General features: G+C 60.9%; 10 protein-coding genes. 7 read left to right on the forward strand and 3 right to left on the reverse strand.

Features of this window, described 5'->3' with window-relative positions:
• Positions 1-62 precede the first annotated feature (62 nt).
• Both RIG82_12330 and RIG82_12335 read right to left on the reverse strand, forming a co-directional pair.
• On the reverse strand, positions 63-608 hold the full coding sequence (locus tag RIG82_12330) for a PEP-CTERM sorting domain-containing protein (protein MEQ9461728.1): 546 nt from the start codon (positions 606-608) through the stop codon (positions 63-65).
• Positions 609-696: 88 nt separating this feature from the next.
• Positions 697-2,481 (reverse strand): hypothetical protein, encoded by a 1,785-nt coding sequence (locus tag RIG82_12335; GenBank protein ID MEQ9461729.1) that lies wholly within the window; start codon positions 2,479-2,481, stop codon positions 697-699.
• A gap of 467 nt (positions 2,482-2,948) precedes the next feature.
• On the opposite strand from RIG82_12335, the gene RIG82_12340 reads away from it, so the two are divergent.
• The 3 genes from RIG82_12340 (at position 2,949) to RIG82_12350 (ending at position 7,322) form a co-directional block, all read left to right on the forward strand.
• Positions 2,949-4,085, forward strand: coding sequence for a saccharopine dehydrogenase C-terminal domain-containing protein (locus RIG82_12340; GenBank protein MEQ9461730.1), 1,137 nt, complete (start codon positions 2,949-2,951; stop codon positions 4,083-4,085).
• 101 nt (positions 4,086-4,186) lie between these two features.
• Complete coding sequence (locus RIG82_12345) at positions 4,187-5,728, forward strand: aldehyde dehydrogenase family protein (GenBank protein MEQ9461731.1); 1,542 nt, start codon at positions 4,187-4,189, stop codon at positions 5,726-5,728.
• A gap of 25 nt (positions 5,729-5,753) precedes the next feature.
• Complete coding sequence (locus RIG82_12350) at positions 5,754-7,322, forward strand: peptidoglycan-binding protein (GenBank protein MEQ9461732.1); 1,569 nt, start codon at positions 5,754-5,756, stop codon at positions 7,320-7,322.
• Between the two features lie 75 nt (positions 7,323-7,397).
• Here RIG82_12350 and RIG82_12355 read toward each other — a convergent pair whose 3' ends face one another.
• Positions 7,398-8,408, reverse strand: a complete 1,011-nt coding sequence (locus tag RIG82_12355; GenBank protein ID MEQ9461733.1) for a peptidoglycan recognition family protein — start codon at positions 8,406-8,408, stop codon at positions 7,398-7,400.
• 209 nt (positions 8,409-8,617) lie between these two features.
• Here RIG82_12355 and RIG82_12360 point away from each other — a divergent pair, with 209 nt between their 5' ends.
• From RIG82_12360 to dacB, 4 genes are read left to right on the forward strand one after another with little or no spacing between them, the layout of a single operon-like run.
• Positions 8,618-9,664, forward strand: a complete 1,047-nt coding sequence (locus RIG82_12360) for a prepilin-type N-terminal cleavage/methylation domain-containing protein (protein MEQ9461734.1) — start codon at positions 8,618-8,620, stop codon at positions 9,662-9,664.
• Between the two features lie 60 nt (positions 9,665-9,724).
• A complete protein-coding gene (locus tag RIG82_12365) occupies positions 9,725-10,729 on the forward strand; it encodes a nucleoside recognition domain-containing protein (GenBank protein ID MEQ9461735.1) in 1,005 nt (334 codons plus the stop codon).
• Positions 10,729-11,271 carry a nucleoside recognition domain-containing protein gene (locus RIG82_12370; protein ID MEQ9461736.1) on the forward strand — a complete coding sequence of 181 codons (543 nt, stop codon included), beginning with the start codon at positions 10,729-10,731 and terminating at the stop codon, positions 11,269-11,271. Before RIG82_12365 ends, RIG82_12370 begins: the two co-directional genes overlap by 1 nt.
• Before the next feature lie 51 nt (positions 11,272-11,322).
• Positions 11,323-12,918, forward strand: a complete 1,596-nt coding sequence (dacB, locus tag RIG82_12375) for a D-alanyl-D-alanine carboxypeptidase/D-alanyl-D-alanine-endopeptidase (protein ID MEQ9461737.1) — start codon at positions 11,323-11,325, stop codon at positions 12,916-12,918.
• The last annotated feature ends 14 nt before the right edge of the window (positions 12,919-12,932 follow it).

Genomic DNA, 12,932 nt, shown 5'->3' on the forward strand with positions numbered 1-12,932 from the left:
GCGGGCCTGTCTTATTCGAATCGGTTACTCAGACTAGCTGAGTGTGCCGTTCCGGGTCGTGATTACGCACGACGACGGAGGGCTGCGAGACCACCGAGGGCCAGCAGGGCGGCCGAAGCGGGCTCGGGGATTACTTCGGTGACGCTACCTTCGAAGATCACGTCATTGGCACCGTCACCAACGCCACCGAGGATGGTCGCGGTAACCGTATCGCCATCAGCGATGACGAGCTGGGCCAGACCGAAGGGGGCGCTGCGGTTGCTGTCGAAAGCGAAGACCGCCTCCAGGCTCGTGTCCGACTCGGTGGCCGAGACCAGCAGGTTGGGACGATCGAACGTGAAGAAGCTGTCGGTCGCGGCGAGAGCCGGGAAGAAGACCAGCAGGCCATCGTTCTGGAACTGAGCCGAGAGGCCCTGGACTTCCTGGTTCAGAGGACCAGAGAAGCTGGCGTTCATGGCGTTGAACTCGCCATCACCAACGAGGGTGAGGGTGTAGGTGCTGTAGCCAGCGAGACCCGTGGTCGGGGCCGAGGTGACTTCCAAGCTCAGGGCCGAGGCCGACGAGGCGGCGGCGAGAGCAACGGTAAGAGCGGAAACAGTCTTGAACATCTTAGTTTCTCCTTCGAAATCGGGAAAAAGGTGTGCGAGCAAAAGAACTATACACCAAACAGTGGTGTGTGCAAACGTTAGTTATGAGTTACTTACGTGAACGACGGAGGGCGGCGAGGGCACCGAGGCCGACGAGGGCCGCACCTGCGGGCTCAGGAACTGCGGCGACGAAGCCGAAGTTGGAAGCCAGGGTAGATAGGTCGATCAGGTCGACTACGCCGTCTGAGAGGGGGTTGAAGTTGCCTTCACCCCAGCCGCCCGAGAGGCCGAAGTTGGTGGCGAGGGCAGAGAGGTCGATCAGGTCGACGGCGCCATCGAGGTTGGCATCGCCGTAGACGGTGCCGAGGACACCTTCGATGAGGTAGTCGAGATCGACTTCATCGAGGACGAAGATTTCGTTCTCAGTGGCTGGGTCAGCAAGGGGGATACCGGTGAGTTCCGAATCCCAGACGCGGACGATGTCGTAGGTCAGCCAGCGATCCCAATCGGCGTTGAGGTAGCCGATGGTGCCGGTGGGGTTGGTGAGGATTTCGTTGACCAAGAGGTCAACATCGGTGCCGTTGGCGACGCCGTCAAAGTTGAAGTCCGCACGGATGCGGGCTGCGTTGAAGGAAGGAGCCGAGGTGGCGACTTCGAGGATCGCGTTGTCAATGATGGCGAAGTTGGCACCTTCTGGGCTGGCCGCGAGGGATCCAAGGAACGGGTCCTGAAAAGCGACCATCGGGTAGCCAGCGCCTGAGGAGGTCTGGTCGGTGCCTTCCTGGGTGGTGTAGTTGGCGACATCTTCCTGGAAGAGGACGACGGTGCCATCGATCACGTAGGTGATGTCACCATCGACGTAGTAGATCTCATGGGTGTTCCAGCCACCGCCGGTGACGGTCTGTGACCCGCCGGGATCGGCGAAGCCACCGGTGACGGTGCCGGTGTAGGTGATGCCAGCACCCGGGACGCCGGCCTGATTGGAGTTAAAGCCAGTCGAGGGGAAGGCGTTGCGGAGCTTGGCGGAGTATCCGTGGTCGGAGATGGCACCGTCGGAGAGCGTGGAAACGCGGGGGCCGGAGACCGATGAGCCCAGGATGGGATCGGCAACGGCCTGGATGTTGGCGTTGCCGGGGTAGAGCGTGCGGATATCGACGACGGTGGTCATCTCGACGTAAGAGGCGGCCAGGCCGGAGCGATTTTCCTGAACGACGTCGCCGTTAATATCGGTTTCGAAGTCGAAGCGAGGGGCAACCCAGAATCCGCCGTAGTTGGGGGCCCAGTCGATGCTGGAGCCGGAGTCAGCGGTGCTGACGAGGGACTGGCCCTGATTCGTCGTGGTGGGTGTTCCGATCTGCTGTCCACGGACGCGGACGTCGGTGGTGCTGGTGAAGTTGATGCCACCACCCGCGACGTTGGTCGTGCCGGTGAAAGTGCCGGTGAAGCGATCGTCGTCGCCGGTCGCGTGGAGCATGTCGAACTTGAAGACGTAGTTGGGGTTGGCGGTACCCGTACCGACCATGGGGGCACCGGTGCCGAAGAGGGCCGAGAGTGCCGGGCCTGTGCCGAAGTTGGCGTTGAGGCTGTCATCGTTGGCGGAGATCAGGATGCCGGTGGTGGAGCCGCCGCCGTTGGGCGAGGCGGGGAGGGTGTAGCGGAAGCCGTCGCCGAGGTCGGCGGCGTTGACGCCGTAGGCACCCACGTCGGCGTAACGCTGGAAGTCGGAGTAGTCGAGGTCGAAGATAGCGACGCCGGTGCCGCCATCGACTTCACCACTGAGGTGGGTCCAGTCGGAAGCGCTGTCGCTAAAGTTGTAGATGACCTGGGCGTTGGCCGAGGTCGCTGCGACGAGGGCAGCGCCGAGGAGGGCTGAGGTGGTGATTCGTGAGTTCATATTGCTATCTCTCCTTCGAGGGGACTTAATCGGATGACCGAACGTGGATCAACCTATGTGACATGCAGGCTTAACGATGTGTCCTTGAGTGAATAGAAGGTTTTGCCTTCCGAGCGATTCTCCCAATGCTGATGCTGAGGACTTCTCGACTCACTCTTATAGGACTAACGTACAATGTGTGCAGTGTGCCTCAAGACGAGGCAGAAGTCAATGGCGGTTTCGGCTGAGGTAGGGGTTTTTCGCACATCTGGGGTACGATTTTCGTCCTAATCGGCCTAAACGTCTGTTTGACGGGGGTTCTGGCAAGTTGGGTAGTTTTGGCTGTGGCGATGAATGAATTCTATGGGTCGATCACGGAGTATGGCCAAGTCTTATGCAAACTATTCCTGTGTTATACTGATGGGTTCGCGGCTGGCGGAGGGCTAGCAAGCGGTGTTCGCATATTTTGTGGAAGATAAGGACAGCTTATGACACACGTTCTGCTCCTGGGTGCCGGCAAGATCGGTACGGCAATCGCGACCTTTCTCAAATCGACAGGTGAGTACGACGTGCTGGTTGGGGATGTGAATGAGTCGGCGCTGGCGATCGTGAGCGAGCGAGCCGGGGTGTCTACGCGTCGGGTGGACGTGACGGACCGCTCGCAGCTGCTGGACGCCTTGAAGGGTCGGACGGTGGTGATCTCGGCGTTGTCTTATATGTTCAACCCGCTGGTGGCGGAGACGGCCTTAGAGGCTGGGGCGAGCTACTTTGACCTGACTGAGGACGTGGAGACGACGCGACGGGTTCAGGCCGTTTCGGCCAAGGCCGCGGATGGGCAGATCTTCATGCCGCAGTGCGGGCTGGCCCCTGGTTTTGTGGGGATCGTGGCGCACGATGTGGCCAAGCGGCTGGACTCGATCGACAGCGTTCAGATGCGGGTCGGGGCGCTGCCGATGTATCCGACGAATATGTTGAAATACAACCTGACGTGGTCGACGGATGGGTTGATCAACGAGTATTGCAATCCGTGCGAGGCGATTCACCGGGGCAAGAAGACCGAGGTCCTGGCTCTGGAGGGGTTGGAGCACTTTTCGGTGGACGGGGTGCGTTACGAGGCGTTTAACACATCGGGCGGGTTAGGGACGCTTTGCGAGACGCTAGAAGGCAAGGTTCAGACGCTGAACTACAAGACGGTTCGCTACATGGGGCATCGCGACCTGGCGGATTTCCTGATCAACGGGCTGCGGATGAACAGCAAGCGGGATGTGCTCAAGTCGATCCTTGAGGACGCGATTCCTATGACGACGCAGGACGTGGTGATTGTGTTCTGCACGGCGACGGGGATGATCGACGGTCGCTATTCGCAGATCAGTGACGCCCGGAAGATTTATCACGGGACCGTGGACGGAGCGCACTGGAGTGCGATCCAGATCACGACGGCTGCGGGCATCTGCGCTGCGGTGGACCTGCACACACAGAGTAAGTTGCCGCGGAAGGGTTTTGTGGCTCAGGAGCAGGTGCTGCTGGAGGATTTCCTCGCCAACCGTTTCGGTCAGTACTACGACTATGTGGGTCACCCGACGGTCAAGGTGAAGCATGTCGAGGCGGTCATCGAGTCGGTGTAGCGGCGGGGTTTACTGAGCGTTTTGTTTTATTTCCGGGCCAATTGGGTCCGGCCGGCGGGTTTGCTTTGATCACGACATCAATCTGTAAGGACACTGTGGCGATGAGCGATTTTGATTCGGTACTCAAGGGCCTTGGACTGACGAGCCATCCCGACGCGCTGGCGATCGGGCATTCGAGCCGTGCGTGTTCGGGGGCGAGTCTGACGGTGACCAGCCCGATTGATGGTCGCGCGTTGGCGACGATGAAGCTGGCTACGCCCGGGGATGCCGAGAAGGCGATTGATGCGGCAGCCGAGGCGTTTGTGTCGTGGCGGACCGTGCCAGGTCCGCAGCGTGGCGAGCTGGTTCGTCGTTACGGCAACAAGCTGCGGGAGCACAAGCAAGCTCTGGGGGCGCTGGTGACGTGGGAAGTCGGCAAGATCCCGGCTGAGGCGGAGGGTGAAGTCCAGGAAATGATTGATATCTGCGACTTCGCGGTCGGTTTGAGTCGGCAGTTGTATGGCTTGTCGATCCAGAGTGAGCGGCCAGGGCATCGGCTCACGGAGCAGTGGCACCCGCTCGGCGCGATCGGGGTGATCTCGGCATTCAACTTCCCTGTGGCGGTGTGGGCATGGAATGCTGCGTTGGCTTTGGTGTGCGGGGATTCGGTGGTGTGGAAACCGTCGGAGAAGGCCCCGCTTTGTGCGTTGGCGTGTCATGGGTTGCTGATGGAGACGATCAAGGAGTCGGCAGATCTTGAGGCACCGGAGGGGTTGTCGTCAGTGGTGATTGGTTTGCGGGATGTGGGTGAGGCGTTGTCGGGATCGAAGAAGCTGCCGTTGGTGTCGGCGACGGGTTCGGTACCGATGGGCAAAGCGGTGGGTGCTGCGGTAGGTGCTCGGCTCGGCCGGGCGTTGCTGGAGCTGGGCGGAAACAACGCGATGATTGTTACGCCTACGGCTGACCTCGATCTGGCGGTGCGGGCGATCACGTTCTCTGCGGTGGGGACTGCGGGCCAGCGGTGCACAACGCTGCGGCGGCTGATCGTGCATGAGAGCCTGAAAGATGAAGTGGTTGGCAAGCTGGAGAAGATTTTTTCGAGCGTGAAGATCGGCGATCCGACGCAGCCGGGTGTGCTGGTGGGGCCGCTGATTGATGCGGCGGCGGGGGATGCGATGGAGGCCTCGCTGGCGAAGGCCAAGGAGCAAGGCGGGAAGGTCCGTGGCGGCGGGAAGTTGACTGAGGGTGTTCCGGCGGGCGGGACGTATGTGAAGCCAGCGATCGTGGAGATCGATGCCAAGGCTCCGATCGTGCAGCATGAGACGTTTGCTCCGATTCTGTATGTGATGACGTATCGTGACCTGGATGAGGCGATTGCGATCCAGAATCATGTGCCGCAGGGCCTAAGCAGTGCTATTTTTACAGGGAGTGTTCTCGACGCTGAGGTCTTCTGCAGTCCAGCGGGTTCGGACTGCGGGATTGCGAATGTGAACATCGGCACCAGTGGCGCAGAGATCGGTGGCGCGTTCGGCGGCGAGAAGGAGACGGGTGGGGGGCGCGAGAGCGGGTCGGATTCGTGGAAGAACTACATGAGACGTTCGACGAACACGGTGAACTACACGACCGCCCTGCCGTTGGCGCAGGGGATCAAGTTTGATGTTTGACGGTTAGTTTTTTGAAGGGCCCGCCATGATGTTTCGGTTGCTGCCTGCTCTGCTAGCTCTGCTGGTTTCGCCGATGGTGGCGGCTGCCGGGACGATCGAGGTGTTTGGCCGGGTCGGCGATCTGATCCGGGTTGATCTCAAGGCGGCACGGGGTGGGACAAGCTTTGATCTTGGGTCGGTCATTGGCGGCGGGTTTGAGGTCCTGACTTCGGATGATGTGGAGGGACTGCCGTTTGCACAGACCGGGCGTTTTTATGTCGTGCCGGGTGTTGTGAACACGCCAAGGCGGAGCACCGAGTCGATCCTTGACCGAGGGTTCCAGGGGACGGTGCAGGTTCCTGTAACGATTGATGGGCTAGCACAGGATGTCGCTGTCACGGTGCGGCCTGGGTTCACCTACGACGGTCCGCTGCGGATACCTAACGATGGATCGAGTGTGGCGGTCGCGGCGGCGCAGCAGCGGCTGAACTTTCTGGGCTATCAGAAGGCGGGTGGAGGGTCGCTGGTGGTGGACGGGCTGACTGGCGCGGCGACACAGTCGGCGGTCCGGCTGTTTCAGGCGGTGGTGACGGCTACCGGGGAAGTGAATCCCGGCGGGTTTAGTGGGAATCTGGATGCGGGGACTGTGGCTTATCTGAATCTGGGCGGGACGCCGGAGTGGGTGAACCTGATTGACCCTGATCTGCCTTCAGCGGGTGGGCAGCGAGGCGGCGGATCGGTCGTGACGCATCCGAATGGGGTGCGGGGCAACTTCGACATCTGGACCAGCACGAGTGAGCGTTACGCGTCGAGTTGGACGATTGACACGGTGCTGGCGGCATCGGAAGCGATGCCGGGTCAGCACATCAACGCGATGACCATGCGGGACGGTGTGGGGTCGGTCTGCTGTCACAGCACGCACCAGGCGGGGCTGGATATCGATGTGCATATCCCGAGCTCGGTGTGGAACTACGGCAACGGGTCGCTGTCGGCAGATGAGCTGGAGGCGGTCGCGATCATGCGGGCGTTTTATGAGAACACGCCTTCGGGGGCGCGGGTCTGGCGGATCATTGTAAGCAACAACGACGTCCGGGAGGAGTTCAACAGGCAAACGGGGACGTCGGTCGCGGTCGGTGATTCCTCGGGCGTGCACCTGAATCACCTGCATATTGACCTGCAGCGGACGCGGCCGGCGTCGGGGCCTTCGGTGGCTGACGGCGATCTCGACCTGGATGACGTGCTCACTGTGGCGGATATCGACCTACTGGGATCGAATCTGGGCGGGGACCCGTTCTATTTTGATCTCACAGGCGATGGTGTCGTCGATGGCGACGATCTGGATGAGCTGGTGTGGAACGAGTTCGGTACGGTCTACGGGGACGCGAATCTCGATGGCGGGGTTGATCTCATCGACCTGTCGTCGCTGGCTGGTGGGTTCGGGCTAGCGGATCTTGGTTGGGGCGGGGGTGATTTCAACGCCGATGGGATGACGGACCTGATTGACCTGTCGCTGCTGGCCGGGAACTTTGGCGGGGGACAAGGGGTGCCAGAGCCCGTTGGCCAGTTGGCCTTTGTGCTGGCTACGACGATGCTAAGAAGAAAGCCGCGGTGTTAAACCGCGGCTTACAAGGTTTGGGTTGATGGGGTTCCTCACGCAGCACGCCAGAGGTGTGCCATGTGCCACCCGGAATCAGAATGGCATGCCGTCGAGTTCCTTCTTGGCACCCTCGACGACACGGTCCCAGTCGAACGCGGGGCCGGGGTCCTGCTTGACCTCGGTGAGGTGGTAGTGGCCGATGAGGCCGCGGAAGTTTTCCTGTTCTTCCATGGGCATCACGACCATAAGCGGGTCGCCGTTGGGGTCGGTGGGGTACTGAAGTTCGATGAGGGGGAAGACCTTGTGGAGGGCAGCGGTGAGTTTGATGAGGGAGTCATACTGCTCGGGCGTGAGGTCGTACTGGTAACGGGTTTCGTTCTGGACCGGGCCTTCGATCATGTGCTGGCGGATGGGGTAGCCGACGAAGTTCTTGGTGAGGACCCCGCCATCGCCGAGGGATTCGGGGACGGTGATGCGAACACGGCCTTTGTCATCGCGGGCGTACCAGCGGTCGAAGACCGGATCGTTGGGGTCGCGGTAGGCGCCCATGTTGGCGATCTCGATGCCGATGGAGCGGGAGTTGGCGTGACCGGCGTGCCAGGCGCGTTCTTTGAGGTCGAGGGTCTGGTAGATGGTGCCGTCGATGTCGAGCATGAAGTGAACCGAGAGCGTGCGCATGTCATGGAGCACTTTGAAGCACTGCTGGGAGGTCCCACAGACGTCGTAGTGGATGACGAACTGATCCACGGTGCGCTGGAGCAGGGGGAGGTCCCAGCCGCCGCCTCGGATCTGTTCGAGGGTCTCGGCGGGCCAGTCGCCTTTGTGGCGGAGGTTGAAGCGGTTGGGCTCGCGGACGAACTCCTTGGAGGCGTCCCAGTGGGATTCTTCCCAGGCGGAGAAGCGTCGTTCGACGCGGTAGGCGTCGTAGCCGTTGGGGTCGGTCCAGAGGACGACAGGTGCTCCGGTGTGGAAATACTGGCCAGCGGCAACGATCTCGTCGCCTTGGCGTTCGAAGGCGCTGGTGCCGGGGGTGGCGGAGCAGCCGGTCATCAGGAGGATGCCTGTGAGGATGGGCAAGAGGGCGAGTCGGGCAAAGAGGGGCATAAAAAGGCTCCGGAGGGTGTCATGGCTAAAACCGAGCTGCCTGTGGCGAAGTTTTTGGCCTGCGGCCGATGTAAGTCTTATACTAAAGTCTAGAAGATCGCGGAAGTCGATTAATCCCTAATGATGATGTAGAGCCGTCTCGTGGCCTGCGGGTTTTGTGGTTCTGGGTCGGGCTTCCGTGAGTCAAACCAAAATTGAGGACAGATTCTATGAGACTGAGTAAGACCCTAAACAGTGCATTTACGCTGATTGAGTTGCTGGTGGTGATTTCGATCATCGCGCTGCTGATCGGGATCCTGCTGCCGGCCCTGGGGGCGGCGCGGAACACGGCGCGGAATGTGGCATGTTTGTCGAACATTCGGCAGTTGGCGATAGCGAACTACTCGTACGCTACAGACAATGCTGGCTTCTATGTCCGACATGCCGAAAGCATGACTGCCAGTCCATTTTCCATGCGACTTGGGAATACTACTGAGTACTGGTGGTCATCAAAGCTAGTCTTGGGCAGCTACATGCCTGGACCTGCAACTTTTACTTGCCCAAGCTTCGAGACTTCACACTCGGAACTGCTTGAAGCGGGTATTGATCGGACCGGTAGTTCCTCGGATGCTAACCACCCCGGGAACAGCCGATGGAACACGGTGCATTACGGTGCCAATGCTTTTTTCCTGACCAATAGCTTCTGGTTCGGCAAGCTTGGCACCGGCTTCACCATCCCAGGCATTAGCGTTAGTCAAATGGATGCTCAATATCAACAGAACCAGAGCTTGAACGTAGTGACGTCAGAAGGGCCAATCAATACCGCCAATCTGGATTGGGTTCGTAATCCTACCGAGACGATTGCTTTTGCAGATTCAAAGGACAGGGCATTGGAGCTCTCTTCGTCCGGAGGCGGGTCGGGTCAGCGTGGCGGAGGTTCTTCGGCGGGTGGCTTGAACCAAGGCGGTGCGACACAGGGTGTTGGGTATCTGTATCCGGCTGGTGATGCCGCTGCTGGACAGGGAGGCTATGCACACGCCAGGCACAGCAATAGCATCAATGTTGCATGGGCGGATGGACATGCAAGTCCGGTAGCTATCGATCCTGAGCCAGGACTGGATGTTCCTGATGACCCTTACGACCTGAACGAACTGACCTCAATTCGTGCAAGCGATATCGAGGGCGTTAGTGCTGGTGGCGGGCAACGTGGTGGCGGGACCACCAACAGTAACGTCCAGGGCGGTGCCTACCTCGACAACCCGTGGGATCTCTGGTAACTCTCCCTTCCACGCTGGCGCGGTTTGATCTCGCTTAGGCTGGCGTGAAGGGATGATGGCATGATGAACTGGATCTGGGCGGGGCTGCTGGTGGCGGCCCTGCTTTTTGCATTCGGCGCGGATTTTTCGGACATCACGAGTGATCGGTATCGGAACGGGGAGGCGGTGCCGGTCGAGCTTTCATACGAGGGGGCTCTGACGGAGACGTTTCGGCCGGTGGAGGTGACGATCCTACCCGGGGCGTTTGTGTCTCATTTCGGGATTGAGGATGTGGGTGCCGCGGAGGAGATCCAGCGTCTGCTGGGCGAGCCGTTGGCTGGGGAGATTCGGGAGACGTCGGATGGCGTCGTGGAGCTGGTGCTGCCTGGGGACACGGTGTTGCCGGAGCCGCTGGCGACGATTGTGGGGATCGAATCGAATCAGCTGCGCAACGGCGGGATCGTGGCGAGGGTGACGGCGGATGGGAGGGGACTAGATTTCGAGTCCGTACGGCTGCTGAAGCTCAAGGGTCTGATGGCACGGGCCTTTGATGATGTGGAGTTCGCTGTGACCCTGTCTCTGGGGCTGATCGGGGTGTTGGCATTGTTCCTGGGGTTGCTGCGGATCGCTGAGAAGGCGGGGCTGATTGACCTGCTGGTGTGGTTCGTGCGGCCGGTGCTGGGTCCGTTGTTCCCGGAGATCCCGAAGGGGCATCCGGCGATGGGGATGATCGCGTTGAACCTGTCGGCGAACGTGCTGGGGCTGGGCAATGCTGCAACCCCGCTGGGGCTCAAGGCGATGAATGAGTTGCAGAAGCTCAACAGCACGAAGGACACGGCAACGAACAGTATGGTGATGCTGCTGGCGATGAACACCGCGAGCGTGCAGTTGATCCCGCCGGTGACGGTGATGGCGATCATGGGCGTGGTGGCGATCGACCTGTATCTGTCGATCCTGCTGGTGACGGGGTTGTCTCTGGTGTTTGCGATCACCCTGGCGAAGCTAACTGAGGGCTGGGGTTCATTCGGGAGGACGAACCCGGCGAAGACGCCTGTGTCGGCTCCGACGGAAGGGGGTGGGGCATAATGGACCTGCTGCGAGAGTACGCGACGGATTTCGGTGTCTTTGTGGTGCTGTTCATGATGGTGGGGTTCCCGGTGATCGGGATCCTGCGTGGCGTGAACGTGTACGAGGAGTTTGTGGAGGGCGCCAAGGAGGGGTTTAACATCGCGGTGATGATCATCCCGTACTTGGTGGCGATTCTGTTTGCGATCGGGTTGCTGCGGGAATCGGGTGGGCTCAGCGCGATCGCGGAGTTTCTGCGACCGGCGTTTGAGGTGCTGGGGATCCCGCCTGAGATCCTGCCGATGGCCGTGACGCGCCCGCTGACGGGTGGCGGGTCGGTCGGCGTGCTGGGTGATATGGTCAACAACTACGGTGTTGATCACATCGTGACGAAGATCTCGGCGGTGATTTTTGGATCGACGGAGACGACGTTCTACATCATCGCGGTGTATTTCGGTGCTGTGGGGATCCGGAAGATCCGTCACGCGGCGCTGGTGGGGCTTTCGGCGGATGTGTTTGCCATCATCATGGCGATCTACATTGTGCAGTGGCTGAATGGTTGAGTCTTGTATCCGATCGAGCATGGTCCCTGGTTGATATGGAGTTGATTCGTTATGGCAGACGTTTCTCGGCGGCGTGACGTGATCACCTCGGGCTGGTGTCCGAGCCTTGTGGTGTTGTTGTTGGTGATGATGACCTGCCTCGCGGGTTGTCAGACGATGCTCGAACCGAGGCCGACGGCGGCGAGCAACCCCCCTGCTGTTACAGAGGCGTCTTATGGTGAGTTGTTGGGCTTGCGGCTGGATGAGGTGCTGAATCGGCTGGAGGAATCCGGGACGGTGGTGGGGGTGCGTGTGCTGGATGCGGAGACCGGGGACGAGTTGACTGCGAATGCGTGGGCGGACTACCCGCTCAAGCCGGCGTCGAACATGAAGCTGATCAGCACGGCGATCGCGCTGGAGGTGCTGGGGCCGGAGCACACGTTCAAGACGTATCTGGCGCGAGAGGGTGAAGACCTCTATGTGGTGGGGACGGGGGACCCGGCGGTGGCGGACCCGGCGATCGCAGAGGCTCGGGGCGAGGAGCTGCTGGCGGTGTTTGATCGGTGGGCTGATGCGCTCAAGGCAGCGGGGATCACGGAGGTCAGCGGAGGGATCGTGGTGGATGAGTCGGCATACGAGAGCTTTCATACGCATCCGAGCTGGTGGCCGGAGGACCTGCTGTATTACTACGGGGCCCCGGTGTCGGCGCTGAATCTCAATGACAACTGTGTGGACATCACGGCAGAGGTGACTTCCGCTGGCCGGCCGGTGAAGGTGTCGCTGGTGCCAGCGACGCAGTCGGTCGAGGTGGTCAACCGGATGACGACGGACGATGGCGTGGAGCCTCACGAGCAAGCATCGGTGTACAAGGTGTCGGGCAAGAACACCTATGTGCTGACGGGCGAGTTGAAGGACGGACCGATGACGGCGAGTTTGCCGGTGTCGGACGCGGCGATGTTTTTTGGCGATGCGCTGCGGACGGCGTTACTGGAACGGGGGATTGTCGTGACCGGCGGGGTCCGGAAGGGAGTCTGGCCCGGAGAGGCGGGGATCGATGGGGACGAGCGGGTCGTGGCGGTGCACGAATCGACCATGGACGAGGTGCTCAAGCGGACCAACAAGCCGAGTATGAACCTGTTTGCCGATGCGCTGATGAAGGCGGCCGGTCTGGCGCATCAGCGGGCGAATGACCGGCCGTATCCGGGGTCGTGGCTCTCGGGGCGACGGGCCGTGGAGGCCTGGTTTGAGGAGGAGGGCATCGAGTCGATCGGGCTGGTGATCGCGGACGGATCGGGGTTGTCTCACAACAACCGGGTGACGGCGCGGATGATCTCGGACATGCTCCTGGTGATGCACCGGCACGAGGATGCGGCGATGTTCAAGGATTCGCTGACGATCGCTGGAGTGGACGGGACGCTGCGGCGGCGGATGACGGATATCGCTGGAGCGATGCGGGGCAAGACGGGGACGATCACCGGCGCGAGTGCGCTGTCGGGTTATGTGACGACCGAGGATGGACGTGAGCTGATCTTCTCGATCATCCACAACCGGAACCCGAGTTCGCGGGCGGCGCGGGCGCTACAGGATGAGGCGGTGCGGGTGATGTACTACGGGGCGGACTGGTCGCCGGAGCCTGCGGCTGCGGCTGCGGCTGCGGCTGCGGAGTAAATTGTTGTTGACTG

It is taken from the genome of Phycisphaeraceae bacterium (assembly GCA_040222855.1).
Lineage (GTDB): Bacteria > Planctomycetota > Phycisphaerae > Phycisphaerales > Phycisphaeraceae > Mucisphaera.